The 26,660-nt window shown below is 42.2% G+C and carries 24 protein-coding genes and 2 pseudogenes; 13 read left to right on the top strand and 13 right to left on the bottom strand.

All coding sequences use genetic code 11. From position 1 onward, the window contains the following. The first annotated feature begins 364 nt into the window (after positions 1 to 364). The 3 genes from ACM0OX_RS29405 to ACM0OX_RS29395 all read left to right on the top strand — a co-directional run bounded on the left by ACM0OX_RS29405 (position 365) and on the right by ACM0OX_RS29395 (position 3,908). Positions 365 to 646, top strand: coding sequence for a glutaredoxin family protein (locus tag ACM0OX_RS29405; protein WP_414518541.1), 282 nt, complete (start codon positions 365 to 367; stop codon positions 644 to 646). A 53-nt stretch (positions 647 to 699) separates the two neighbouring features. Beyond that, positions 700 to 2,196: a UDP-N-acetylmuramoyl-L-alanyl-D-glutamate--2,6-diaminopimelate ligase gene (locus ACM0OX_RS29400; protein ID WP_414518539.1), complete on the top strand. Its 1,497-nt coding sequence runs from the start codon at positions 700 to 702 to the stop codon at positions 2,194 to 2,196. Between the two features lie 248 nt (positions 2,197 to 2,444). After that, complete coding sequence (locus ACM0OX_RS29395; RefSeq protein ID WP_414518538.1) at positions 2,445 to 3,908, top strand: DICT sensory domain-containing protein; 1,464 nt, start codon at positions 2,445 to 2,447, stop codon at positions 3,906 to 3,908. Between the two features lie 75 nt (positions 3,909 to 3,983). On the opposite strand, the gene ACM0OX_RS29390 is transcribed toward ACM0OX_RS29395, so the two are convergent. The 3 genes from ACM0OX_RS29390 to mnmE form a co-directional block, all read right to left on the bottom strand. Beyond that, entirely contained in the window at positions 3,984 to 4,163 is a 180-nt protein-coding gene (locus ACM0OX_RS29390) for an element excision factor XisI family protein (RefSeq protein WP_414518537.1), read from the bottom strand. Positions 4,164 to 4,254: 91 nt separating this feature from the next. Next, on the bottom strand, positions 4,255 to 4,482 hold the full coding sequence (locus ACM0OX_RS29385; protein ID WP_414518535.1) for a hypothetical protein: 228 nt from the start codon (positions 4,480 to 4,482) through the stop codon (positions 4,255 to 4,257). Between the two features lie 64 nt (positions 4,483 to 4,546). Continuing rightward, a complete protein-coding gene (gene mnmE / locus ACM0OX_RS29380) occupies positions 4,547 to 5,941 on the bottom strand; it encodes a tRNA uridine-5-carboxymethylaminomethyl(34) synthesis GTPase MnmE (RefSeq protein ID WP_414518533.1) in 1,395 nt (464 codons plus the stop codon). Positions 5,942 to 6,154: 213 nt separating this feature from the next. Between mnmE and ACM0OX_RS29375 the strand changes: the two genes are divergently transcribed. Next, entirely contained in the window at positions 6,155 to 6,355 is a 201-nt protein-coding gene (locus ACM0OX_RS29375; protein ID WP_099101515.1) for a hypothetical protein, read from the top strand. Positions 6,356 to 6,393: 38 nt separating this feature from the next. Here ACM0OX_RS29375 and ACM0OX_RS29370 read toward each other — a convergent pair. The 3 genes and pseudogenes from ACM0OX_RS29370 to ACM0OX_RS29360 all read right to left on the bottom strand — a co-directional run. Continuing rightward, positions 6,394 to 6,513: pseudogene (locus tag ACM0OX_RS29370) on the bottom strand (Uma2 family endonuclease); the annotation flags it as partial. A 22-nt stretch (positions 6,514 to 6,535) separates the two neighbouring features. Further along, positions 6,536 to 7,582, bottom strand: coding sequence for a DUF1611 domain-containing protein (locus ACM0OX_RS29365; protein WP_414518531.1), 1,047 nt, complete (start codon positions 7,580 to 7,582; stop codon positions 6,536 to 6,538). After that, positions 7,566 to 8,618, bottom strand: coding sequence for a dipeptide epimerase (locus ACM0OX_RS29360; RefSeq protein ID WP_414518529.1), 1,053 nt, complete (start codon positions 8,616 to 8,618; stop codon positions 7,566 to 7,568). Before ACM0OX_RS29360 ends, ACM0OX_RS29365 begins: the two co-directional genes overlap by 17 nt. 128 nt (positions 8,619 to 8,746) lie before the next feature. Between ACM0OX_RS29360 and ACM0OX_RS29355 the strand changes: the two genes are divergently transcribed. Then, entirely contained in the window at positions 8,747 to 9,298 is a 552-nt protein-coding gene (locus tag ACM0OX_RS29355; RefSeq protein WP_414518528.1) for an NUDIX hydrolase, read from the top strand. A 35-nt stretch (positions 9,299 to 9,333) separates the two neighbouring features. On the opposite strand, the gene ACM0OX_RS29350 is transcribed toward ACM0OX_RS29355, so the two are convergent. The 6 genes and pseudogenes from ACM0OX_RS29350 to ACM0OX_RS29325 all read right to left on the bottom strand — a co-directional run bounded on the left by ACM0OX_RS29350 (position 9,334) and on the right by ACM0OX_RS29325 (position 16,900). After that, entirely contained in the window at positions 9,334 to 10,023 is a 690-nt protein-coding gene (locus ACM0OX_RS29350; protein ID WP_414518542.1) for a Wadjet anti-phage system protein JetD domain-containing protein, read from the bottom strand. Then, a pseudogene (locus ACM0OX_RS29345) lies at positions 10,021 to 10,503 on the bottom strand (DUF3322 domain-containing protein); the annotation flags it as partial. The gene ACM0OX_RS29350 and the pseudogene ACM0OX_RS29345, both read right to left, overlap by 3 nt. After that, entirely contained in the window at positions 10,496 to 13,855 is a 3,360-nt protein-coding gene (locus tag ACM0OX_RS29340; RefSeq protein ID WP_414518527.1) for an ATP-binding protein, read from the bottom strand. The gene ACM0OX_RS29340 and the pseudogene ACM0OX_RS29345, both read right to left, overlap by 8 nt. Then, complete coding sequence (locus ACM0OX_RS29335; RefSeq protein WP_414518526.1) at positions 13,833 to 14,411, bottom strand: DUF4194 domain-containing protein; 579 nt, start codon at positions 14,409 to 14,411, stop codon at positions 13,833 to 13,835. The genes ACM0OX_RS29340 and ACM0OX_RS29335 overlap by 23 nt, the downstream gene beginning before the upstream one ends. A gap of 11 nt (positions 14,412 to 14,422) precedes the next feature. Then, on the bottom strand, positions 14,423 to 15,871 hold the full coding sequence (locus ACM0OX_RS29330; RefSeq protein ID WP_414518524.1) for a DUF3375 domain-containing protein: 1,449 nt from the start codon (positions 15,869 to 15,871) through the stop codon (positions 14,423 to 14,425). Positions 15,872 to 15,976: 105 nt separating this feature from the next. Beyond that, positions 15,977 to 16,900, bottom strand: a complete 924-nt coding sequence (locus tag ACM0OX_RS29325) for a nucleoside hydrolase (protein WP_414518523.1) — start codon at positions 16,898 to 16,900, stop codon at positions 15,977 to 15,979. Positions 16,901 to 16,914: 14 nt separating this feature from the next. Here ACM0OX_RS29325 and ACM0OX_RS29320 point away from each other — a divergent pair, with 14 nt between their 5' ends. The 5 genes from ACM0OX_RS29320 (at position 16,915) to ACM0OX_RS29300 (ending at position 21,607) form a co-directional block, all read left to right on the top strand. Beyond that, a complete protein-coding gene (locus ACM0OX_RS29320; protein ID WP_334719626.1) occupies positions 16,915 to 17,346 on the top strand; it encodes a nucleoside deaminase in 432 nt (143 codons plus the stop codon). A 155-nt stretch (positions 17,347 to 17,501) separates the two neighbouring features. Then, positions 17,502 to 19,178 carry an alpha-amylase family glycosyl hydrolase gene (locus tag ACM0OX_RS29315; RefSeq protein ID WP_414518522.1) on the top strand — a complete coding sequence of 559 codons (1,677 nt, stop codon included), beginning with the start codon at positions 17,502 to 17,504 and terminating at the stop codon, positions 19,176 to 19,178. A gap of 463 nt (positions 19,179 to 19,641) precedes the next feature. After that, positions 19,642 to 20,001, top strand: coding sequence for a DUF1772 domain-containing protein (locus ACM0OX_RS29310; protein ID WP_414518521.1), 360 nt, complete (start codon positions 19,642 to 19,644; stop codon positions 19,999 to 20,001). Between the two features lie 11 nt (positions 20,002 to 20,012). Then, complete coding sequence (locus ACM0OX_RS29305; RefSeq protein WP_414518520.1) at positions 20,013 to 20,636, top strand: class I SAM-dependent methyltransferase; 624 nt, start codon at positions 20,013 to 20,015, stop codon at positions 20,634 to 20,636. Between the two features lie 77 nt (positions 20,637 to 20,713). Next, a complete protein-coding gene (locus ACM0OX_RS29300) occupies positions 20,714 to 21,607 on the top strand; it encodes a lysophospholipid acyltransferase family protein (RefSeq protein ID WP_414518518.1) in 894 nt (297 codons plus the stop codon). Between the two features lie 10 nt (positions 21,608 to 21,617). Here ACM0OX_RS29300 and ACM0OX_RS29295 read toward each other — a convergent pair whose 3' ends face one another. Further along, positions 21,618 to 22,583, bottom strand: coding sequence for an SGNH/GDSL hydrolase family protein (locus tag ACM0OX_RS29295; protein ID WP_414518517.1), 966 nt, complete (start codon positions 22,581 to 22,583; stop codon positions 21,618 to 21,620). 247 nt (positions 22,584 to 22,830) lie between these two features. Here ACM0OX_RS29295 and ACM0OX_RS29290 point away from each other — a divergent pair, with 247 nt between their 5' ends. From ACM0OX_RS29290 to ACM0OX_RS29280, 3 genes are all read left to right on the top strand, one after another. After that, positions 22,831 to 22,971: a hypothetical protein gene (locus tag ACM0OX_RS29290; RefSeq protein WP_190240958.1), complete on the top strand. Its 141-nt coding sequence runs from the start codon at positions 22,831 to 22,833 to the stop codon at positions 22,969 to 22,971. 352 nt (positions 22,972 to 23,323) lie between these two features. Continuing rightward, entirely contained in the window at positions 23,324 to 26,218 is a 2,895-nt protein-coding gene (locus ACM0OX_RS29285; protein ID WP_414518516.1) for a glycerol-3-phosphate acyltransferase, read from the top strand. Continuing rightward, positions 26,215 to 26,562, top strand: coding sequence for a cupin domain-containing protein (locus tag ACM0OX_RS29280; RefSeq protein ID WP_414518515.1), 348 nt, complete (start codon positions 26,215 to 26,217; stop codon positions 26,560 to 26,562). Before ACM0OX_RS29285 ends, ACM0OX_RS29280 begins: the two co-directional genes overlap by 4 nt. The last annotated feature ends 98 nt before the right edge of the window (positions 26,563 to 26,660 follow it).

The raw sequence follows: 26,660 nt of genomic DNA, 5'->3' as shown, positions 1-26,660 counted from the left end.
CTAATTTATCGGGGCGTTGAATCTCAACTTGTCCACAACGAACAATAAGCATTGCACCTACTTTACATCCGACTTGTGTATACACGGTAGCCTTAAAAAAGGGGGAACCGGAGTCAAAGTCCCCCAATTTATCGGGGGATTTAGGGGGATCTTCAACGATTTTGGTTTTATACAAAGATGTGTGTACACCGTAGCCAAGCTTGGAAGAGTGACTTTGAAATTGGCTACTCTTCTACTCCGTGCCCTCTGCGGTAGCCTGCGACAACCCGTACCACTTCGTGGAAGCAAGCTACGCGTAGCGTCTCGTAGAGAAGCTTCTACGTTATTCTAAACTTATAACTTCTTGCGCCAACTCAAATCAAGAATGCAATTAATTTTATACAGTAAACCCGGCTGTCATTTATGTGAAGGCTTGCAAGAAAAGCTAGAACAAATCCAAAATCTCAATTTCGAGTTGGAAGTTAGGGATATTACGACTCGTGAAGATTGGTTTGCTGTGTATGAGTATGAGGTGCCAGTGCTTTATTTATCGAACCACAGAGGCGCAGAGGACGCAGAGGGGAGTGAGAAATTATTGCCACGTCCTTCTCCTCGTGCTAGCGTGCAGCAGTTGGAGCAAATGTTGCGTAAATATTTAGCCAATTAGAAAAAAATAATGCAGAATAAGCGCAAGATCAAGAATGTGACGAGGTTCACAAAATGAAATTGCGGGAATTACTAACAGCGGTAGACAGTGTTGAGCAATTGCCTAGTTATCCAATGGAAGATGTGGAAGTTAGGGGTTTAAAGACGAATTCTCATGCTTGTCGTGTGGGAGATTTGTTTATTGGGATGCCAGGAACGCGGGTTGATGGTGGGGAATTTTGGCAAAGTGCGATCGCATCGGGGGCTGTAGCTGCGATCGTTTCTCCCGAAGCTGCACAAAAAAATCCTCCCACAAATCAGGCTGTGGTCATTAGTGCCAGTAACATTACTCAAGCTTGTGCGCAGATAGCCAGTGCTTTTTATGGTTATCCAGGGCGAAAACTCAAGTTGGTAGGCGTAACTGGTACAAATGGCAAAACTACAACTACTCATCTAATTGAATTTCTACTCAACAAAGCTAATTTGGCTACAGCTTTGATGGGAACTCTCTACACTCGTTGGGCAGGTTTTGAGCAAACTGCTGCCCACACTACCCCTTTTGCAGTGGAACTGCAACAGCAGCTAGCAGAGGCGGTAAAGGCTGGAAGTGAGTTCGGGGTGATGGAAGTCAGTTCTCACGCTTTGGCTCAAGGTAGAGTGTTGGGTTGTGAATTTGAGGTGGCGGTATTTAGTAATCTTACTCAAGACCATCTCGACTATCACAGCGATATGGAAGATTACTTTGCTGCCAAAGCGTTATTATTTAGCCCTGATTATCTCAAGGGACGGGCAATAATTAATGCTGATGATTCCTACGGGAAGCGGTTAATTGCCTCGTTAGATTCCCAACGGGTTTGGAGTTACAGCGTCAACGACAACAGCGCTGATTTATGGATGAGCGATTTAAGTTACCAGCCAAATGGTGTTAGTGGGACATTACATACACCAAAAGGTGATGTAGCTTTTCGATCGCCTCTAGTCGGACAATATAATTTAGAAAATCTTTTAGCAGCCGTAGGAGCAGTTTTGCACTTAGGGCTAGATTTGCAGTTAGTGGCAGCTGTGATACCTGAGTTTCCTGGAGTTCCTGGACGGATGGAACGGGTACAGATTAGTACTGAGCAAGATATTAGCGTGATTGTGGATTATGCCCACACGCCCGATAGCTTGGAAAATTTATTGAAAGCTGCGCGTCCGTTTATACCTGGCAAAGTAATTTGTGTATTTGGTTGTGGAGGCGATCGCGATCGCACTAAGCGCCCAAAAATGGGTAAAATCGCTGCTGAGTTAGCTGATGTGGCAGTAGTGACATCAGATAATCCCCGAACTGAAGATCCAGAAAGGATTTTGCAAGATATTTTGGCGGGAATAGCTGGCACAGTACAGCCAACAGTAATTTGCGATCGGGCGATCGCAATTCGTACCGCTATTTTACAAGCACAACCCGGTGATGGAGTGCTGCTTGCTGGTAAAGGTCACGAAGACTACCAAATTCTCGGCACCGAAAAAATCCATTTTGACGACCGAGAACACGCCCGCGACGCTTTACAGCAAAGACTGAACATACATTAATTTGGGCATGGGGCATTGGGGATGGGGAAAGGGAAAGGGGTAAGGGGAAAGGTTAAATTTATCCCTTTACCCTTTCCCCTTTAACCTTTTCCCCTGTCCCTCATCTCCCCCTGCTCCCCTGCTCCCTCGTGGGTAGACTTTTTTATAGTTAATATTTCTTTCCGTGGTGATTTTGTAAAAAATGCACACATAAAGGTGAGAATCGAAGACAGAATTATTTCTTGCTTCATCCAAGTTGTGCTTGACTCATGAATGTTTCTCTGGCTAAGGATCTGTCTGTTTATCAACTGGTTATGGGAGTGCAAGCGCCTCCGAAACCATTGTCCCTCAGTCCTGCTACTCTGCTATCACTGGTGAGAGCGCAAATTGACTTACTCATTGAGCAGCAAATTGCAGCCACTCTCTGGGTGAAGCTACCACCAGATAAAATTTGGCAATCAGAATTAGCGCGTTATCAATCCTCGGTAGGTGCGTCTAGTCTCATTTATACTTGCCAAATTGAAGAGAGTAGGAAAGGGGAAGCAGGGGAAGACAAGGGAGAGGAAAGATTAAATATCTCCTCATCTCCCTCATCCCCATCAGCTAATTATGTCCCCGTTCATCTACCACCAGATAGCCAAATGCGACGGGAAAACTTTCTGATGGTGTTATCGCCACAGTTTTGCAGTTTAATTTTGGCTCATCGACCACTTAAAAAACGCAAAAATCAGACATTGGGGAAGATAAATACTAATAAAAACCAGCCGTTGCTGATTATAACTACTGTTGAGGGGAGAGTAATTCAGCAGGTATTAAATAGTATTCAACAAGCGATTGCACCAGAATCATCCTCAATTTTACCTGCTAGTTTTATTTGTCCAACCGTGCCTCAAGGCGCACTTATGAATCAATTGTTGGCAAAACAACTCCTCCGACAAGATGAAATTAATCGTCAAATCATCACAGTACGCACTAATAAGTTGGAGCAGCAAAATCAAGAACTGCACAACAAAGAGCAACTCAAAGATGAATACCTGAAAAATGTCTGTCAGGAACTACGTATACCCTTGACGCACATGAAAACAGCACTTTCGTTATTAAATTCCCCTAATCTTAAACCCCCACAACGACAACGTTATTTACAGATGTTAAATACCCAGTGCGATCAGCAAAACTCCCTGATTACTGGTTTCTTAGAACTGGTGCAGCTAGAACAGAATTTGGAGGGGACGACTTTGGAGTTGGTGCGTCTCTCAGATATAGTACCTGGAGTAGTTAGTACCTACCAACCTGTAGCCCAAGAAAAAGGAATTATGCTAGCCTACACCGTACCGACTGAACTCCCATCTGTTTGGTGCGTGAGTGGTAAGCTGAGGCAAATTGTGATTAATCTGCTGCACAACAGCCTTAAGTTTACCCCTAATGGAGGTCAAGTATGGGTGCGTGCCCGTAGTCAAGGCGATTATGTCCAATTAGAATTCCGCGACACAGGTATCGGTATTGCCGAAAACGAAATTCCCAAAATCTTCGATCGGTTTTATCGCGTGCGTACAACAGCAACCGAAGATTATGGTGGTGCTGGTTTAGGGTTAACGATAATACAGCAATTGCTACTGCGCTGTGGTGGATCTATTTCTGTAAAAAGTAAATTATCTGAAGGTTCTACCTTTACAGTGCAACTGGCAACTGTTAGCAATATCCCAAGAGCGATCGCTACAGAAAATGAGTTATGAGTTATGAGTTATAAGTGATGAGTTATGAATTTTGAACTCATCACTCATAACTTATAACTCATACAGTTATTTTGCCTAACTTGCTGCAAACTCAGTAAACTTCCGCTTCAGTTCTTCCCATCCCAAATGAAGAACTTGATAATGGTCACGCTCTGTATCAAAAATTAACTGTACTTCTGTATCATTATTTGAGTGGTGAATTGAATGACGTTTCAGGATTGTCTGCACTAATTCACGGTAGTTTATTCTTTTCATAGTAAAACCTCTTCTTTGATTGGTTCAAAAATCAGAAGCTTCAGCCGATATTCAACGATTATTTCTTGAATAAATGGCCACATACATAATGTTATTTGGATGAATCTTTTGACAACACTTGTGTAAACTCTCCACTTTGTCTATTGCAAATTACTATAAATTCACTATTTGGCATTCGTAGCTCTACCGGAATTATTTCGGTTGGTAACTCCATTAGTAACCCACCATCTAACATTCCTGCACCGGGAAAGGCTATAACTGTGATTATGCCTGGTCTAAGACAACCAAGAACTTTAACTGGAATTGTATCAAGCATCATATATTATAATAGTTAAAAATTAGACATAAATAGTACAAGTTTTTTTAATTGATACTTCTCTAGGTTATTTACCAATACAGAACTTACTAAAAATCCTCTCTAAAACTGATTCTGTTACTTCCTCTCCAGTAATTTCTCCTAAAGCTTGAATTGCACCCCGTAAGTCAATTGTCCAAAAATCAAGCGGTAACTGCTCGGTAATTGTTGCTTGTACTTGTTCTAAAAATATTTTAGCTTGAGTTAAGGCTGCTGCCTGCCTTTGGTTAATGGCTAAATCCATATCAGCAGCTTGGACTTTACCCGATTGAACTATTTCTAAAATTGCTGTTTCTAAAGCGTCGATACCTTGATTTTGGGCTGCGGCTGTGAAAATTTTAGATTTGGAATTTGGGATTTGGGATTGAAGAGTTGTTCTTTTGCTTTCTTCTAATAAATCGATTTTGTTAATCACTAGAATCAACGGACGGTGTTGTACTTTTTCATAAATTTCTTCATCGCCTTCTGTCCAACCTGCGGAAGCATCGATGGTAAGCAAAACTAAATCAGCTGCATTGGCGGCACGACGCGATCGCTCGACGCCAATTTTTTCCACTTGGTCTGTTGTTTCCCGAATCCCCGCTGTATCTAGCACTTGTACGGGAATTCCCCCGACAACTAACTGCGATTCCACCACATCGCGGGTTGTACCGGGTAAATCAGTCACAATCGCGCGATCGCTCCGACTCCAAGCGTTCAATAAACTCGACTTACCCACATTCGGACGCCCAACAATTGCCACTTTTAAACCAGTGCGTAGCAACTCACCTTGATCTTTGGTTTCCAATAACCTAGTTATTTCTGCGGCAATTTTATCAATTTCTGATACAATCGCTTTATCATCCAGCGGAGGAAGGTCTTCCTCAAAATCAATCCGAGCTTCAATTTCTGCCAAAATATCCAAACAGTTAGCGCGTAACTGCCGGATCGGATGAGCTAATTTTCCTTGTAAACCAGCTAAGGCACTTTGAGCGGCTTGGGGCGATTTAGCTCCCACTAAATCGGCAATACCTTCGGCTTGAGTTAAATCCAATCGTCCATTCAGAAAGGCGCGGAGAGTAAATTCTCCCGGTTGCGCTAGTCTGCTTCCATTTTCCAAACACAGTTGTAATACCTGCTGCACTGCCATAATTCCCCCGTGGCAATGGAACTCCACAACATCTTCACGGGTGTAAGAACGGGGTGCTTTCATAATCAGCAACAAGGCTTCATCCACTATTTGTTGCGTCTGAGGATGGCGAATGTAACCGTAGAGAATCCGGTGACTTTCCCAAACTTGTCGCCCTGGTGTATGAAAGAGACTTTGGGCGATTGCCATTGCTTGAGAACCAGACACCCGCACAATCCCAACACTACCCTGTTGGGGGACAACAGCAGTGGCGATCGCGGCTATAGTTCCAGTAGTAGCAAACAGTTCTGACATGAGCGCCCTTTATTAAGAATGAGGAGTAAAAATCATAACTCATAACTCATAAGTTTCTAAATGGTAAGTATTCAGACTAATGGGATGGCAACCGGCAAGGTAAAATTTATCTGTAGGTCATGCCTGATAGTAAAGAGTTAAGAGTGAAGAGTTAGAGATGAAAATCATGACTCCCAACTTATAACTCATAACTTTTAGAGAGAGGAATGTACTGTGGAGCAAAAGATCAACTGCGCTGTAGCCTGTGTTAACGGGTGTGTTTTAGGGGATAAATGCCCCAATATCGAGTTTAGAGAGTCAGCCGCAAAATTTATTGAAGAGACTCCTTTAGACAAAATGCTGGAGTTGGCACAAGAACGTCTGCGGAAAAAAATGGCAGAACCGCCAAAATGGGTTTTTCCTGAAGATCCATAGCATTTGAGCCAACAGGCACAAGCAAGACAGCGGGGAAGTTAAATGGTATCTGGATCTATATTTAATTCTCGCAGTTTTGCTCCCAAGCGATCGCTGCGTTCCTTCTCGTGTTGTGCCACTTCTTCCGGTGTCGGAACCAGTTTTCTCTCAGGAGTGTAGCGTTAAAGTATTCTACAGCACCTAATTATTCATCACCGCGTCCAAAAGCACATTAGCATCAAAGCGGACTACATCGGTGCAAGGTAGCCCCGTTTCTGCTATTGTTTGAGCGATGCTTTCTTGAGCCGCAGACTCATCTAAATGGGCTGTGTTCAGCGCTATACCCACTACAGAAACGTTTCCAAAAGCACCACCGGCATTAGCGACAGTTTCATAAAGCCGAATCACCTCTGTTAAAGGTGGAATGATTACATGGGGATGATTACGTACATGAACTTGTCCCGCCCGATGTACTAACACCAGTTGGGTTGGTTGCGAACCACGGATTAGGGGTAGAGTTGCCGTTGAACCAGGGTGTAACAGTGAACCTTGTCCTTCAATGTGCAAGATATCGTAGTTTTTGCCATAGCGCATAACTATTTGTTCCACAGCACCGGCGGCAAAATCTACCCGCACGGCATCTAAAGCCACGCCGTCTCCTTCTAACATCACTCCAGTTTGCCCCGTGGCGAGGAATTTAGAACGCCAGCCCCGCAGTTTTGACGCCCAATGTAACTCTAGACTAGTTGACATTTTACCAATCGCCATGTCGGTTCCCACTGTCAACACCCGCCGACATGGAAGGGTGCGTGCCATTCCACTAGCAACACTAATATTAGACGGTTCTTTTCGGACATCCCAAATTAGTTGCCCTGGTTTGAGCAGTGCATTTAATTCTGGGATAATTGCCATTGGTGTATGTAAACCATTCACCAAAGACATTCCCGCTTCTAAAGCGTCTTTGATTTCTAGCCAGTAATCATCTGGTACAGCACCACCTCCTGGAGCAATACCAATTACTAAAACTTCCGGTTTGTACTCTAGGGCTGCGGCTACCGATGCCACAATCGGCACATCACGCTTAAGACCTGTTAATTCTGGTAGGGATTTACCAGCACACTCGCGATCGATTACAGCTACAATTGGGGCTTCACTGTAACGTAAAATTGCTAGCCCTGTTTTGCCATGAGTCCCAATAGTCCCTTCATGAAGCAAGATAGCTACTCGTTGATTAAGTGATAGACGCACTGTGTTGTACTCCCAAGCCTGGTAAATCGTTTGGCAAAACTCTTCCTGCTTTTAGCAATGCACCCGTAAAAGGGTCATCAATTAAATTCAGGTGACTATCTAAATCTAAATAATCAGCTAGTGGTGCCAGCTGTAATGCTGCTGTATTAGCTAGCGAACTGTCAGAATAGCAACCGAACATTACTTGCAACCGATATGCTCGTGCTGTATGTACCATTCGCATTGCCTCTGTTAGTCCCCCTGATTTCATCAGTTTGATATTAATACCATCTACGTAGTTTGCCAAATCGGGAATATCGGCGCTGGTGAAACAACTTTCATCGACAAAGATGGGGAGGGGAGAGTGTTCTTTGAGTTTTGCTAAACTTGGTTCTTCTCCCCGTGGCAATGGCTGTTCTACATACTTTATACCCAAATCTGCTAGCCAATTGCACATTGCGATCGCATCCTCCAAGCTCCAACCCCCATTAGCATCAACAAAAAATTCTAGTTCCGGTGCTTCTTCTCGCACTGCCAAGAGCATTTTTTTATCTGCATCTATGCCATCTGGACTACCTAGCTTCACCTTAAAAAGACGGACATCGGTAAATTTTAACCAGTCTCGCGCTCTCGCCCTAGCGCCTTCAGGTGAATTAATCCCAATTGTGACTGAAGTCGGGACTATTTGATTGCGATCGAGTCCCCAAAGTTGCCACAAAGGTAAACCTACGCGCTTACCCAACCAGTCATGCATTGCCATATCCAACGCAGCTCTTGCAGCAGAAGGAACTTGGTTTTGTGTTAAAACTTGCTCAATTTCCTGACGTTGTAAGGGGCTGAATGTTTGTAAAAGAGGCACAACTTCCTGTAGGGCATCTTTGATTGCATCAGTTGATTGCCGATGATTACCCACACCAAAGGGCGATGCTTCCCCCCAGCCTTCGATATCATCATATAAAATCTTCACCCATACATTCGTTGTCTGTGCCGTTGTGCCTCGACTAATGGTTAACGGAAATCTCTTGTTTACTGTAAATAAATTTACATTTATTTGCATACTTATTTTACATATTATGTTATCGCAAAAGCCAGTGTAAGTTCAAAATTTAGATTATCGGATGCATCTGTTATACTTTTTTACATTCATTGATTAATGACTAAAGTTTTTATACATTATTTTTATTTATGAACAACTTAAAAAAATGGAAGATTTTAAAATCAAAAATGGTTTTAGATAATCCTTGGTGTCAGGTAAGGCAAGATGAAATAGAATTACCGAATGGTAAAATTATAGATGATTATTTTGTCAGTATTAAGCCTGACGTTGCGATGGTTTTACCTATTACTAGTAGCAAAGAGATAATTTTTGTCCGGCAATATAGACACGCCGTGGGTGAATTTTTTTTGGAACTGCCGGCAGGCAATTTTGACCCGACAAAAGAGAGTGCAGAAGTAGCAGCAATTAGAGAACTAAGAGAAGAGACTGGTTATATTCCCCAAGAATTTAGAAAAATCGGAACTTTATACGATAAGCCGAGTAAAGATACCAATCAAATACATTTATTTTTAGCCGAGAATGTGAGCAAAGTTGGAGAGCAACAACTAGATATTACAGAAGAAATTGAAGTTGTATTAATTCCTGTAGAATCAGTTTTAGATAAAATTATTCAAGGAGAGATTTCTGTTGCAGGAACTATAGCGGCTCTCTTCTTAGGTTTAAAGTTTATCACTCATTAGTATTAATGTAACTTTTTGGTATTTTGCTCCCTGCCTCAGTCAGCTATCCTAACGCACGAACTATTTATGTATTGATAGACATAATCTTGACTAATACGTTCTTGCTCTAAGCGTTTATTGTGGAGAGAAAGATACGAATATAAAGCTTGTTCTTCAGGAGTTAGATAAGGTAACTTTTCGGCAGTTGATTCTGCAACAGTAACAGCAAATTCTTTAAAAGTTTCAAACGTTTTTACATCCATCATTATGGAAATAGTTTGAGGGAAATAAGAGCGGAGTTGAGATAGTATCTTAAATCCATCAGTATCCAAATCACCCCAGTAGAAGATAGGACAAGAGGCCAGCCAGTTTACCGATTTCAATATTTGAATAGCGTATCCGCTACCAAATAGCGCAAAGCTGTTTTCTAAAGCAGGTAGGGTTAGAAAATTCATCAAATTTTCAGCAATAAAGAAGCGATGCGCCTTGAAATTAAGTTGTCTAAACTCGGAAATAGGGGTACTTGTGTCAGAAAGCGGAAAGTCATACTTAGCTTTTAATGCTTGATCTAAAATTCTGAATCGGATGAGAGGCTCACGATACCTGAGAGAAAATCGCTTTTCAAAAGTATATTCTTTCTCCCTTTCTACTGACGAAAGCAGTTCAGTAGGTAGGATAGCTTCTAAAAGATTGCTAAGAATACCCTTATTCTGTTCGATAAATTTAGTGTGAATCTGAATAGGCAATTCTCGAATATAAAGATGAGGTTGTGGATTACATTGAAAGTATCGGCAAACCTTTAGTAAATCACTCCAGCGATCGCTATATTCAATTACTTTCAGAGGGTTGCGATCAAGCCAGCAATTCAGTTCAGGAACTTCTGAGCGAATTAATTTTATATCTGCCTTGAATTTTAAGAATTATTTCTCCTTTTTTAGCAGTTTTAAATAGTCCTGTTCTGTGTCTATACTAATGCGTTGAGGCAAAGACTGCTGTCCAAGTTTATGGAGCTTACGAGTTTTCAGGTCAACTGTGTAGCCATAGCCTAAATCCTGTTTAGACTTGCTGATTAACTGAGTAACAGCTTCTCGCAAAGCAAGATAATCTTTAGGAAGAGAACCAATTGAAAACTCGATTGGAAAAAATTTATCTTCTGTAATCACTGAACTGAGAAAGAATGGATAAAGACGATCAGCTTTTTGTAAAATTTGAACAGGACTAATCATGACTTTCACTTAAGGTAAGCTGGCGCTTTTGTCGATATTTCTCAATTGAGATAGGAGTAATACTGGAGAAGTTACCTTCAAGTGTATTAGATACAAAATGAAGACTAGAAATGTATGACTCAATTACATTAATTTTATCCTTGGGAGTAACGACCAATAGTTGAAGGTTCAGGTTTCTAAATAGTTCCATTGCATAACGAGCATTATTGTCATCTGATTTACTAAATGCTTCGTCAATAACGACAAACCGGAAGGATTTGTTTTTTGCAGTGTCTTGATTTAAACCAAACTGATAAGCGATCGCTGATGCCAGAATAGTGTATGCTAATTTAACTTTCTGTCCTCCAGATTTTCCTGATGAGTCGGTGTGATGCTCTTTCTCAATATTGTCTGGCCGATAGCGTTCACTGACTGAAAAGTCAAGCCAATTTCGGACATCTGTTACTAAGTTTGTCCAACGCTGCTCCTGTGATTGGAACCTTTCAATGAGACGAGTTTGAATATTGTGAAAACGTTGCTCGTTGTCTTCAGCAGTTTGGTGAGCAACATCACCCAAGCAAATGTTTAAATCTTGCTTAAAATCTCGAATTTCCCGATTACGACTTGGTTCATAACACAACTCGATGTAGGTAGAGTCTGTGTAATCAACTTGTCGTAAAGATTTATTTAGCTCATCAATATTTTCCTGTATTTCTTCTTCTTGTTTCTCCAATTGCCCCTTAAATCCTACAATTGCTTCAATAACTTTCCCAGTCATCAAACGCTTAAACCGTTCTTCGTGACGAGGTAAATCATCATGCTCAATTTTAGTTTTTAGCTTCAGATATTCTTCTAAAAAATCAAGCGTTGTTGCCAGTTCTACTGTTATTTCAGGAAAAGCATTCTTAAAGTTGAGCATTCGTATAGTCAAGGCGCTACGGGAGTCATCCTGTTGTCGCTCTCTTTGGCGAAGTTCTTGCTCAAGGTATTTTTGCAAGTCTGACTCATCTTGAGCGATCGCTTCTAGTGTAATCGTGTACTGCCTAAGTTTTACTGCCATACGCGTCGCAAATTCATCAATTTCTGAGACAGCAACAGATTGAAGTTTAATTTGACATTTGTTTTGCTCAGTTTTGGCTTTGTCTTGCCGATTTTCAAAAGTCTGAATTTCTCGAATCAAGGCTTCGCGTCGTTTTTCAACTTGGGCTATTTCTTCCTGGGTTGACTGAAGTTGCGCTTTTAATTGCTTAAGATGGTCAGAACTGGCTTCTAGCTGCTGCTTTTGTTTCTGTAGATTTTGGCAATCAAGTTCAACCGAGCGCCAATCGATTTCGCTGAAGTCGGTAAATCTCATGAAATTTTCTAGCGAGGATGTTTGTTGACGGCGCTTTTGAAGCTGACTATTTAGCGATTGAATTTCTTTCTCAATCTGAGCAAGTTGTTTATTAAACTGAATTAAGTCAATTTCTAGCGCGTTGATTTTGCTGGCATTATTCCAACCCAGAATGTACTGGCTGCGATCGCTAATCCGAGATCGGTCATCTTTCTCGTGGCGTTCTTTGCCATGTTTAATCAGTCCAGTGCGAGTAATGGCACGGATTTCATGCTGGAACTGCTCTTCATCGCAACAGACATAATTGAACTGGCGCACTAATTGATCGCGTAACCAATGGGAGAATCTGCCATTATCTTCCTTGATTTCTAACTTGTGGGGAACGTGATGGGGTTCAAAAGCGCGTTGTGTTGGATTGGGAGTTGAAGCAGTAACGCGATAGTAAACTAAACGTCCCTTCAAATCGGTCTGATTTACATAGGCATTGACTGCTTGGTAGTGTGCTTCAGGAACAAGAACAGATAAACCAAACCCTCCGAGTAGTCGCTCGATCGCACCTTCCCATTCCTCTGCTTCTTTGCGGATTTGCAAGAGTTCTCCGACAAATGGCAGATCGGTATCATCTAAGTTTAAGTCACGGGCAAGGCGATCGCGGATATCTAGACTCTTTTTAGGAATCTGGCTCTTGCGACTGCGAAGCGATTCTAGCTCATCGTTGAGTTTAGCCTGCTGTTTTTGCAAATCACTGCGAAGCAAAATTTGTTGATCTCGTTGTGCTTCTAATTTTTGTAACGCTGTATCAATTTCGCGCTTAAGTTCCTCTCCTTGGGTTCTATTAGCGAAAAAAGTGGTGCGATCAGTGTACTGAGTAAGGTTCAGGAGTTGGGCGAGGCGATCGTAGTCCTCTGCCTGACGGCGTTTGGTCTTAACCTCATCCTGGCGTTGCTTTATTTCCCGTGTTAGTTCCTGTAAGCGTTGCCCATCACTATCTTTATCGATGGCGGAGTATAACTGTTTATCTTGATCGCGCAGTTCTGATAAGCGGCGATCGCTTTCGACTCGTTGATGTCGCAACTGAGTCAAATCTTGTTCAATTTTTTGCAGTTCTTGAGTTAACAAATCAAGTTTCTTACGAGCAAAGAAGGCAGGGGCAACGTCTTTAGATTCCTGATACTTTGCAACTTCTTTTTTCAGTTTTGTATATTTTTCTGCTTCTGCTGTTAGTGGCAAAAGTGCCTCTAACTGTTTTCGCGCATTCTGAATTGCAGTATGGGAAATAGTTAAGTTCTCATAACTTTCTTGCAACTCACGGATTTTGGTTTGCACATCCGCTTTCTCTAACATGTGATTGCGAACAAAATCATTCAATCCACCAATCTCTTTGATACTGACTGTTTGATTGAACAAATCTAATGCTTTTTCAGATTCCAAACCAAAGCGTTTACGAAACTGCTGACTATAGTCCACAAATTTATCAAACGTTTCTGCACCGAGTGCTTTGAGTTGTTTTTTTAAGTCTGCAATCCGAGTAAATTGGGTGAAATGGGAGGCGATTGTTAACTCGGCATCCGCAACAACAAAGAACTTTCGCACCGAGCCATCTTCCATCCATAGCACCTGTGCCAGCGTCACATCTTGTTTGCTCAGGCGATCGCTAAAATAGCCAAGTAACACCGAAGGTTTTCCTTTGTCTCGCAGTACTTTGGATTTTGAACGATGGAATTCTTCATCACGAGTGTGACTGTAAGCCCCCTGAACATAGCTTTTCTCATGCCGCTCTTTTTTGCCAGTCATGCTGGAAGCTTGGTTATAATTCCGGCGTTGATTTGCAACAAGTAATGTCAGCAATCCATCCACCAGCGTGGATTTTCCTGAGCCGTTTGCTCCAGTCAGCAAAGCAATATTTCCCTGCAAATCTAGTACCCAAGGGCGTTGGTCAAAGGTTCCCCAATTCAGCACTTCAAAGCGTTGGAGGCAAAAACCTGCCAGCGCTTTGTCATTGAAATCATCCATTTGTTCAATCGGCAGGACGAGTTGCATAAGCTGCTAACTTTTGTTTCAGGAGTTCGAGGGTATCAGCATCAACTTTGGCTTTGAGGATGGGACGCACTTCGTAATTTTCATCTTGTCCAGACAGGCGTTTTAGGAATCCTAATTCCATCGCCTGCTTCACCAGTCCATCCACCTCGCGCCGAAATCTTTCCTCATTATTCCCTTCAGGTAGGTAGGGTTGTAACAAATCTCGGATTTTTTCTATACCAAGAACCAATCGCCCTGTAGCATCGCTGGCATCGAACTGTCGCAGTTGTTCACGCAGCAATACGCATAAAACGGTGATTTTAAAGCTCAACTTATGGCGGGCGGTTAGCCGGGGAAGGGCTTCAGTTTGGTCTTCCGGGTCAGGATCGGGTTGTTCCAGGTAGGCAAATCCTTCAGTTTCGTAATGTCGGACTTGCAGACCAATCTTGCCAAAATATTCTTTAACTGGAGTTAAATAACTTTGCAATTGCTCCCAATGTGAATCATCACTGTAAATAGCTCCCCGCAAAAGTTTGAGAATGACGTGTGCATAGGATAGAGGCGGTTGAGGTTGCATTGTTTGGGCAGTTAACGGTGAAAGATAACTTGTGGTAAGGTCAGATGGAACTGCTTTTCTGGCTCTAGGCTTGTAATTACGATCGCTTCAATTGTACTGGTATTAATTAAATGGCGATCAGATTGAGTGGCGATCGCCAGATACGCAACAATCTCCGGTAATCCCTGCGTGACTGGATAGAGTTGGAGCAGTTCTGTCAGCAATACTTCTGTTCGCTGTTCGAGTGTTCGTTCAATGCGTTGTACCAACGTCTCCTCATCCACATAAAACTGCTGATAAAGTGCAGTAATTTCCTCATCCAGCATGACTTCTGGTAAATCACTGAAATCCATTGAGAATGTCGGCATTTCTGACTCCTCCAGTGGATGCAAAGGACGTGCCATCACCAGATTTACGGTTGGTTCGCCTTCTAATACCCAAAAATCTGGCTCTGCTGGGGTAAGAGTTGCAACTTGTAAGGCAAGGCGTTGCACTTCGGTAATCAGTTCAGCCACACGTCGATTTTCCATGAGATTGCGTTCATCCAACATCTGACGTAGTTTTTCTGCCAGTCGATGATTGGATTGCACGATGTATTCTCCTCTATCAATCAAAATGCGCTCAATCCGACGCAGTAGCCCATACTCCTGAGTTAATGGCTGCAATTCTTCTAGGGTATAAATCTTTTGAATCAGAGATTTTAGTTCCTGTCGGTTGCTGGTTGACATGAGGAAATTCCAGAATGCATAGAAACTGCGCCCTTGCTCAGAATCTTTCAATTCCTGATCTGCATCCAGCACTCGACTGATTACTGTTCCTTTGCGAGTATCTTGCTGAAGTTGAGCTTCTTGTACGGTACGAGTTAAACTGCGAAATTTTTGCTCAACTGCACTAAAATCTGCGATTAACTGGGTGGTGACTTGGTTTGCCAGACGAAAACGTTCTTGCAGTTGTGTCGGGTTGTAGGGATCAACCATTCCTGTCTTACGAATCTGGTCAATTTCTTGTTGAATGCGATCGCGATCCTGTTCCAGTTGAGTAATTCGCGTCTCGATGTCCGTTGTACTGCGATCGCGAATTTCCTTTAAGAGTGAAAAAATCTGCAAGAAGCGAGATTCAGTTCCCACAAACTCTTCTCGCCGCTTCAGGTCTTCTAACCACGCGATCGCTTTCTCAGCAGCCGGAGTTAGTGTAAATACTGGATCATCACTGCTGTTAAACGTTTTCCTCAAAAGCTGGTCATCACACCATTGGCTGAGATATTGTTTAGGCGATCGAGGAGCAAAATCTGGATAAACGTCTTGTAGAAACTCCAGATAGTTACCCAGTTTAGTTTCTAACTCTTCTTGAGTAATAGAAATGCGCTGAGTTACCTTAAACTGGTTGTAAAAAAAACTCAGAATTAGAGCGGCGTTATCGCTTCGTAAAAGCTTCAAGGTAGTGGAGTTTTTTAATTCATACTTAATTTGCTCATATTCCATAGTAGTTGTTCATCATAAAGTAAAGCAGAGTCAAGAAAAGACAATGCAACCAACTATAGTCGTAATTTCTCAACACAGCTAACTTTTAAGTTTAATTTTTAGTTTTTATCTTGCCCATTGTCGCAAGATATAATCATAAAAAGCCTCTTTATCTACCTTATCCATTGCATATATTTTCCGACCACCAGAAACTACTTTAGTACGCCCTTGACTCAGACCAGTGGTGATAATTTCTGTTTCCCATTCGCGCAATTGATAAAATTCTGGATGTCCCAAATAAGCCGTTGCCAACACATCCCAGAAATAATAATCTTGGGGAATAACTAGTGCATAACATTGTCCGGCTAAATCAGAGATGGGATAGTGGCGTTGTCGTCCCATTTTGTATACTAACTCCGATGTGACTGGGACATTGTTAGTTAAATCCAAAGGACACATAATGATTTCAATTTGGGTTTGCCATACCCGCGCTGCTGAAATTGCGTCCCAATAAACATTCCATTCGGCAGAACCATCTTGTCCAGGTTCCAGACTTTTTTCCACATTACCACCTACATTCAATGCACCCCCCATCCACACAATTTTGTAAATTTTGGCTTCAATGTCCGGTGCTTTGTCTAAAGCTGCGGCTACCGTCGTCAACGGCCCAGTTACCATCAATGTCACGGGACTTGATGCGTCACGTAACACCTGTATCATGAAATCTTGACCTGTTTCAGCAACCAAAGGCGTAGTGATGGTTTCGCTTTGGTTGAGAATGGGAAGATGGTCAACGATAAACGAATCACGGCGATAGAGAGTAGGAAATGGATTAATACCGCGCACGGTGCTTTCTGCTACCGGGATATGAGAAAATCCCATCAAATCGATAATTTTACGTGTGGCGCTAACAGCTGGTTGAATATAGCAATCTGCTGGAGTGACGACAACACCAAGGAGTTCAATACGATCCATTGTCAACAGCAGCATAGTTGCCAGATAATCATCTACACCGCCATCGTGATCCATTAATACGAGTTGTTTTGTCATAAAAGGAGAATTATATGGATGAGTTTATGGAAGCTGCAATTCAAGAAGCAAAACAAGGCAGACAAGAAGGTGGAATTCCTATTGGTTCGGTTCTCGTCAAGGATGGCAAAGTTCTCGGCAGAGGACACAATAAACGCGTGCAAGACGGCGATCCTGTTACCCACGCCGAAATCGATTGTCTCCGCAATGCTGGGAGAGTTGGCAGTTATAGAGGTACTACACTCTATTCAACTTTAATGCCATGTTACCTGTGCGCTGGGGCAGTGGTACAATTTGGCATTAAAAAAGTCATCGCTGGAGAATCTAGAACTTTTCCTGGTGCTAAAGAATTTATGGTATCTCACGGTGTGGACGTTATCGATCTTAATCTTGATGAGTGCGAACAAATGATGAGTGAGTTTATTGAAACTAACCCCGAACTTTGGAATGAAGATATTGGTAAATAGTCATTGCATCCCTATAATCATAGCGATCGCAATATCTGGTTGAAGTCCAGCACATTAGGAAAATATTGATAATACTTAAGAAAGAAGCTGCAAACTCTTTTATATTACACAATAATTTTAGTGACTAGAACTAGCTAAAATTTAAACGTGTGAAAATGTCAAATCTAACTGAATTTACATTATTTGCTCCTCGTAACAAAGGAGCATCTTTAATTGGGTCTTTTTCAGATTGGCAAGAAATTCCCATGTCAAAAAGTGAAGATGGTTATTTTCGCACTAAAATTAAACTGGAAGATGGCATTTATCAATATAAATTTCGCATTCAAACCAAAAGCCCAAATTTTGCAGTTGATGAATGGATAGATGTCATTGATCCCAAAGCAACAGATGTTAATGAAATAGAAAAATATAGCATAGTACGCATTCAAGATGGTCAACGCATTGTTGATACTTACCTTTGGCAACACGATGAAATAACGTTGCCTGACAATCGGAAATTAGTCATATACGAAATGCACGTTGCCGATTTTACTGGTGATGAAGTTGGCTCTCACGAGCGAGGCAAATATTTAGGGATAATTGCTAAGTTAGATTATCTTTGCGAATTGGGAATTAATGCAATTGAATTAATGCCAGTTAATGAGTACCCTGGTGATTATAACTGGGGCTATAAAGTTCGCCACTTCTTTGCTACAGAATCTAGTTACGGTTCAACAGAAGATTTGAAGCGGTTGATTGACGAGTGTCATAGTAGAGGCATCCGCGTCTTTATGGATGGAATTTATAACCATACAGATGAAGAATGTCCTTTAATACTAATTGACCGAAATTACTGGTACTACGAACATAAACATTATCCTGAAGACCCAGATAATTACTGGGGGCCAGAGTTTAACTATGATAATTACGACAAAAACTTAAATATTAAACCTGCATGGGAATACATCGGCGATGTGGTAAAGTTTTGGATTCAAGAGTATCACATTGATGGAATTCGCTTTGATGCAGTGCGGCAATTGGCTAACTTTGAATTTCTCAACTGGCTGACTAAGGAAGCGAAAAACCATGCTGCACCCAAACAGTTTTATAACATTGCTGAACATATTCCCGATACAAATACTGTAGTCAAGCCAGATGGCCCATTAGATGCTTGTTGGCATGAGAGTTTTCGGTACTTTCTAGTTCCATATATTTGTGGTAAATCATTTGAATTAGAACAACTCAAGCAAATTTTAGATCCCAAACAGCAGGGTTATGCGATCGCAACCAATGTAATTAATTATTTGGCAACCCACGATCGCGAACGTGTATTACGAGAATTAGGCAATTGCGGCATCTTTGACGCAGCCGCATTTGAACGAGCCAAATTAGCAGCTGCTGTGTTAATGACAGCGATGGGTATACCGATGCTATGGATGGGAGAAGAGTTTGGCGAATATCAACAAAAAAGCGAAGATGTGACTAAGCCGCAGAAGATTACTTGGTCTTTATTGTCAAGCGACCAGAATCATGATTTATTTGAGTATTATCAAAAGCTAATTGCTCTACGCCAGCAAAATCCAGCTTTGCAAAGTGACAATATTAAGTTTTTCTACGAAAATGCAGCTGAGAAAGTGCTGGCTTACACCCGTTGGGATGAACAGAATTCTCATGTTGTCGTGGTGGTAAATTTCTCCGACCAAAACCTAAATCAATATAAAATTTCAGACTTCCCAACTGCTAAGTATTGGCGAGATTGGGTTAGTAATCAAGAAGTGAAATCTGGAGAGGATGGTTTAGTTACTGACTTGCCAAGCTATACAGCTAAGATATTTGTTTCAAATTCACAGTAATGTAGTCTGTAGATCGTTAATGTCCAAAGGTTGTAAATACATTGTCGCAAGCAGTGCGTTCACCGGAGGTGTTGGCGCAGCCATCGCTCGTAAAACAAACTGCTTGGGTCGCCACAAAGTAACAAGAGTGCTTGTGGGAGCAACAGCAAATAAAATAATATGATGTCCGATCGGATCAATCCAAAACCCAGATTGTAGAGACGCGATTTATCGCGTCTTGAAAGACCAATCATTTACACCAATAACCTTTAACCCAAGCGGATTGTGACATAACGCTATCTGCGAATAAGGTGTTGGGCAGTAATTAACAGGAGGCTTTATGGTAATTGTTGACAATTTACGCTTCCCTTTGACGCTTTTCACAGCACTAGGTTGCGGGCTGGTGGCTGGCGTCTTCTTTGCCTTCTCAACTTTCGTGATGAATGCCCTTGCACGACTCCAGCCAAAGGAGGGCATTATCGCTATGCAATCCATCAATATCACCGCAATCAATCCGTTATTCATGTTGGCACTCTTCGGAACTGCTATGGCTTGCATCTTTCTAGCGATTTCCTCGGTGTTAAAGTGGCATCAACCCGGCGCTGCCTATTTGCTTGTTGGTAGCTTGCTCTATCTCATTGGCACCGTTCTAGTGACGATCGCGTTTAATGTACCACTAAATGATGCGTTAGCGATCGCCAAACCAGATAGCACTGAAGGCGCGAACCTATGGGCTAAATACCTTACCAACTGGACGTTCTGGAACCACGTTCGGACAATAGCGGCACTGGCGGCAGCACTTCTACTCGGACTCTGCGATCGCACGATACCCTTTGCTCGGTAAAATGAGGCTATATGAGTATTCAAGCAGCATACGATAATTGGTCAGCCACATACGATGCTGACGAAAATCTGACGCGCGATCTCGATCAAACTGTCACCAGAGAAACTTTGATGGGTTTGAGGTGTAAATCAGTCGTGGAAATTGGCTGTGGCACAGGTAAAAATACGCTTTTGCTTTCACAAATTGCTCTGAAAGTTTGTGCGATCGATTTTTCAGCACAGATGATCGAAAAGGCGAAAGAGAAAGTGAGGGCTACTAATGTGGTGTTTCTTACAGAAGACATCACTAAGCAATGGACTTGTGGCAATGAGTCTGCCGATTTGGTCACTTGTAATCTTGTTCTAGAACATATCGAAGACCTCAGCTTGATATTTTCAGAAGCATTTCGTGTATTAGTCAAAGGAGGATACTTTTTTATCTGTGAGCTTCATCCATTCAAGCAATATCAAGGAACAAAAGCTAATTTTCAAAGACAGCAAGATGTCATTGAAATTCCTGCATTTGTACATCATTTGTCAGACTTTTTTAATACAGCAAAAGTTCATGGCTTCCTAGTTGAGGACTTCAAAGAATGGTGGCATGAAAAAGATAAAAATAAACCACCAAGGCTAGTATCAATCTTGTTGAGAAAGTGAAAAAATCTTTGGCGCATTGAAATTTAGAGCAGTTGCAGAGATACTGGCAAGAGTGATGGAAGATGTGGCGATTAATTATGGAATTTCCAAAACAGGTAGAGAAAATTTCTGTCAGCGCTGACAATTGCTTAACATCAGAATTATCGAAAAAGATTCATCAGTCATTAACACAGCGAGATGCTCAGTTTATTGAATCATTGATGCCTGTATGGGAATGGTTTTACCGTTATTACTTTCAAGTAAAAACTGATGGATGGCATCACATCCCAACAACAGGAAAAGTACTACTGGTTGGATCTCATAATGGGGGAATGGCTTCTCCAGATTTAATAATGATGATGTACGATTGGTTTTCTAGATTTGGAACCGAGCGTTTGGTGTATGGTCTAATGCATCCTTCCGCTTGGAAAGTGAGTCCAGAAATAGCAGAATTAGCCCAGAAATTCGGAGCAATTGTTGCACATCCCAAAATGGCTAGTGCGGCTTTCGATCGCGGTGCTAGCGTTCTGGTATATCCTGGAGGACAATATGATATGTTTCGTCCTCATAGCCAACGTTATAAAATTCATTTTGCCGGTCATCAGGGCTTTGTTAAGCTGGCTTTAAAACAAGAAGTTCCGATTATTCCTGTAATCTCGGTAGGCGCTCATGATAGCTTGATAGTCTTATGTGATTGCTATGATTTCGTCAAACAATTGCATCAATGGGGATTGCCGTGGTTATATCAAATAGACCCTGGAGTTTTCCCAATTTACTTAGGTTTGCCTTGGGGCTTGTCTATTGGCCCTCTGCCCAATATTCCTCTACCTGTGCAGATTCACACTCGCGTCTGTCATCCAATTACTTTTGAAAAATATGGTCAAGATGCAGCTAGAGATCGTAACTATGTGAATGCTTGTTATGAAATAGTTCAAAGTCAAATGCAGGAAGAGTTAAATAATTTGGTTAGAGATACTCAGAAATCTAGCTAAAACACGAATATTAGTGGCGAAGTGAGGAATCTCCCAATATTTCCAAAAGCGATCGCTCCATAACTTCACTGACAAATTTATTTCCTTGCAAGTTGAGGTGGATGTGGTCGTGAAACAAACCTTGGGGGTTGGTAGTTGAATTGAAGTTCGGTAAAAAGTCTATATAGTTAATTTGCTGTGCTTTGGTAAAATCGCTCAAGCGCTGACGTGCTTTTATTTCGTAATCGCGGGGGCCTGGTTCACCAATTTCTCGTAGTAAAGGAGTCATCACTAGCAGAAATTTGCTGTTGGATTGGCGAGTCAAGGCTTGAATTTTAGCGATCGCCTCCAGATTAATCCCCACGCGATCGCCTGATTCATTTTGCACGGCTTGCAGTTCTGGTATTGGCTTTTGCTTGACGATATAACGCTGCCACACTTCCACTAATGCCAGGGGAGGTTTACGATCTGGATAATTGCGATCGCGTCCTACTGGTAATGAAGTAGGAGGAGTAGCAAACAAATCATCGGTATTAATTAATAACACCACTGCTTGCGCGTTAAAATTGCCAAACTTCTCTAAATAAGCTAATTCATTCCTTGGCCCCCAAGAGTTAGCTGAAGCATTTAGCACTTCTACTTCCTGATAATTACTATTAGTGGATGATGCTAGAGAACGCATCATCAAACTAGATATTGTATTAGTCTGATCAGTCCACCAACCACCATTAGCAATAGAATCACCTAAGAGGAGAATTCGCAGCCCAGAAGGTGCAGGTATCTTTTTTATCGGACTACCTCGCATAGAATATTCATTAATTTCAATGCGATTACCAAAACGACGGGTGCGTTGGTTAGGAGCCAACAAATAACCAATCTGCTCATCGCCAATATAAATCAGGGGATTACCGAAACCAAATAGCGATCGCAGTCCGATCTCGATTACTAAAAACAATCCCACAACCACCGCCAAAATTACGCTCAGTGCTATTTTCACCTACTCACACCCTCTTATACTGAGTTGCTTTTCAATGATACTGGGGGATTGGGCATTGAAGAAGGGAATAGGGTACAGGTTAGAGGGTACAGGTTATTCCCTATCACCTATCACCTATCACCTGTCCCCTTATCCCCACTCCCCAGTCCTAAATTTTTAAAGTGAATTTAACGTCATCCGCAAATAGAAGGACTACAATCAAAACGGACAAATATTTCATGCTCCAACAACAGAGGATTACAAAGCTGTGTCCGACTTAAATCGCGGAATTATGAAATTTAAGGGAGCAGATTCCCCAAAAGTAGTCACTATCTCTACCGTGTTGCTTCTGGGATCGATCGCTGCTCTCGTAATCTGGGCGCTGCAAGCTGCCTATGCGCTAAACTAAAACCATTAGTAGTCTAGAAGGACACTTGTCTTAAACGGTTTCCGTCTTAGCCAAGTGTCCATTTAGCAACTAGTCATTGAAGAAGAATCCAGAATCCAGAATCCAGAATCCAGAATTCAGAATGCTTTTCCTTGTGGGATTCAAACCACTAGCTGATTGTAGACTTCTAAATCTATAATTTGGATTGTTTTTAAACCCCCGTGTTTATGCCTTAGCCATCATTCTGAATTCTGACTCCTGACTCCTGAATTCTCTTTGAAAAAGCCCCCCCTAATAACCATCAAAAATTTCAGCAAAATTTTAGATTTGAGGTTTTAGATGGAAAATTTAAATCTAAAATCCAAAATCCAGAATGTTTGAACCTTGGGGTATCTTAGTTATTTTAATTGTCTGCCCCCTTTTGGGCGGATTACCCCTGATTGCATGGATAACTTACGCCCTCAAACGGAAGCAGTTATCACAAGTTGGTACAGGAAATATTAGTGTATCAGCTGCTTTTTATCATGGCGGTAAAATTGTCGGAATTCTGGCAGTCTTGTCAGAAGCTTTTAAAGGAGTTGCGGCAGTCTTACTCACCCGCATTTTCTTCCCAGATGGATCGTCTTGGGAATTGCTTGCCCTAATCGCTCTGGTAATCGGTAGATATTGGATAGGCAGAGGAGCAGGTACGACAAATGTTGTCTGGGGATTTGTCGTACACGATCCACTGGTTGCGATATTTGTATCTTTCTTTGCAGGTATTGCTTTTACAATTCTGCAATCAAGAAAGTTAGTCAAATTTGGGGTTTTGCTACTTTTTCCTTTGTTTGTGGCACTTCTGCACTTTAGCGATATTCCCAGAATATTTGCTGCTGTGGCCTTAGCTGGTTTAATGGGCTGGATTTACACCAAAATTCCTGATGATATGAAACTGCCAGCCCAAGAGGCACAAACAGAATCGCAAGCGATGTTGGAATTTTTACGCGGCGATCGCACAATGGTTTCTTTAGATGAAGAGTTGAATGCTGCCATAGTCGGAGAAAAGGCAGCGACATTATCTCAAATTAAGCGCTGGGGCTATCCAGTGCCGAAGGGATGGGTACTAGCACCTATCGACAATCCAGAAGGGTTAACAGAATTTCTCCAGCCATCAGAATTATCTCCCTTGGTGGTGCGTTCCTCCGCTATTGGAGAAGATTCAGAACAGGCTTCTGCTGCTGGACAGTATGAAACAGTTGTAAATGTTACTAGCCCAGAGGCACTACAATCAGCGATCGCTCAAGTTCAAGCTTCCTACAATCATCCATCTGCTGTCCAATATCGGCGCGATCGCGGTTTAAATGATACAGCAATGGCTGTGTTGATTCAGCAACAAGTCCAGAGTGTATATTCTGGTGTCGCTTTCAGCCGCGATCCCATTACCCAACAAGGTGATGCAATCATCATTGAAGCCCTTCCAGGCAGCGCAACGCAAGTCGTTTCGGGAAAAGTCACACCAGAACAATATCGCGCTTTTGTCGTTGAAACAGAAAATTCTTACTCTGTACAATTAGAGGGTGAAGGACGAGTCCCACAATCATTAATCAAACAAGTTGCATACTTAGCTTACCGACTCGAAAAACGTTATCATGGCACTCCTCAAGATATCGAGTGGAGTTATGACGGGCAAACGCTTTGGGTGTTGCAATCTCGACCGATAACCACTCTGTTACCTATATGGACACGCAAAATCGCTGCTGAAGTGATTCCTGGAGTAATTCACCCCTTAACATGGTCAATCAATCGTCCCTTAACTTGTGGAGTTTGGGGAGAATTTTTTACTTTAGTTTTAGGCGATCGCGCTTTGGGGTTAGATTTCGCCAAAACAGCAACTCTACACTATTCCAGAGCCTACTTTAATGCCTCCCTCTTAGGAGACATTTTTCTCCGCATGGGACTACCGCCGGAAAGTCTGGAATTTTTAACCAGAGGAGCTAAGTTAAGTAAACCGTCCTTGCAATCAACTTGGGAAAATTTGCCAGGACTAGGGAAGTTGCTGAAGCGAGAATTCAGTTTAGAAAAGGACTTCAAGGAAGATTATCACAAACGGTTCATTCCTGGGTTGTCGCAGTTGGCGCAGGAAGATATAGATAGCTTGGAACCACCGGCGTTGTTGGCAAGAGTTGATTTTATTCTGGAGTTGCTGCGTCATGGGACGTATTACAGCATTTTAGCTCCCTTGAGTGCTGCCCTGAGACAGTCGATTTTTCGGGTAAAGGATAGGCAAATCGATCATAGCGTCACCCCAGAGGTAGCGGCACTGCGATCGCTCAGTGCGATCGCAACAGATGCCAAGCAGGTATTGGTTGAGTTTGAGCCACAGCAAGTATTTGAACAATTAAAGCAAACCCCCGAAGGAGAGAAAATCCTCCAAGCATTTAACGAATTGCTGCAAGATTACGGCTACTTAAGCGAAGTAGGAACCGATATCTCCGTTCCCACTTGGCGTGAAAATCCCCAGATGATTCAGCAAATGTTTGTGCAGTTAATGCAGGGGAACGAACCACAAGCAGGCGCTAAAGACGCGATTAATAGTATCTTTGCTGGTAAACGCAAACGCTCTTTTGTGCAACGGCGCGTGGATATCAAAGGACGAGTCACCGAAGTTTATTCCCGACTTTTAGCTGAATTGCGTTGGAGTTTTGTGGCTTTAGAGAAGATTTGGTTAGAGTCTGGTTTACTCAAGAAAACAGGCGATATCTTTTTTCTCAACTTTGATGAAGTGCGGCGTCTAATTGGAGATGAAGATTCCAGCTTAATAGAGCAGTTAGATAAGTTAGTAGAATTTAGGCGATCGCAATTTGTCCAAGATAGCGAGATTATTCAAATACCTCTTTTAGTCTACGGCCATACACCTCCTCACCCCTTAGCTCCCTCTGAACTCTACTCTGACCAAATTTTACAAGGCATTGGAGCCAGTCATGGGCAAGCTGAAGGTAGGGTGAAAGTGTTGCGAAATTTACAAGAGATTCCAGACATCGACCGAGATACGATTCTGGTAGTGCCGTACACGGATTCCGGCTGGGCCCCATTGTTATTAAGGGCTGGAGGATTAATTGCCGAAGCTGGAGGAAGACTTTCTCACGGTGCGATCGTTGCTCGTGAGTATGGAATTCCCGCAGTGATGGATGTTCGCGGTGCTACATGGATCTTGCAAGATGGTCAACGAGTGAGGATTGATGGGTCTAGGGGTATTGTGGAATTATCTAATGATTTAAGACCCGAATGATTACCACTTCCCTGAAAGAATTGCCTGAAGAGTCGGTTTCTCACAATGCCGAAATCAAGAAAAAGGTGATGTTACGCTTCGGCGATTTACCTCACCTGACTAACTTTTCTCAAGCACGTTTTGCTCCTGGACAAAGCGCACCAGCACACGCGCATCAAGATATGTGCGAAGTATTTTTTGTAGAAGCTGGTTCAGGAGTAATTCACATTGATGGTACAGAATACCCCTTGCTTCCGGGAAACTGCGTAGCTATCGAACCGGGAGAAGTACACGAAGTTGTCAATAGTGGCTCAACTGAGCTTGTTTTGACGTACTTTGGTTTGCGAGTCGAAAAATCAGCGTAATTATTTTGAATACAAGATACAGTGAGGGCATAACCATGTTATGTCATGTCCGCTTGATTGCTTATTAAACCCGAAGAACCCCACCCCGCCAAAGCTAC

This window comes from Nostoc sp. PCC 9305 (assembly GCF_963920915.1).
Classification (GTDB): Bacteria; Cyanobacteriota; Cyanobacteriia; order Cyanobacteriales; family Nostocaceae; genus Nostoc.
Note: the sequence above shows the minus strand (reverse complement) of the source record. Positions and strands in the feature narration are given on the sequence as shown.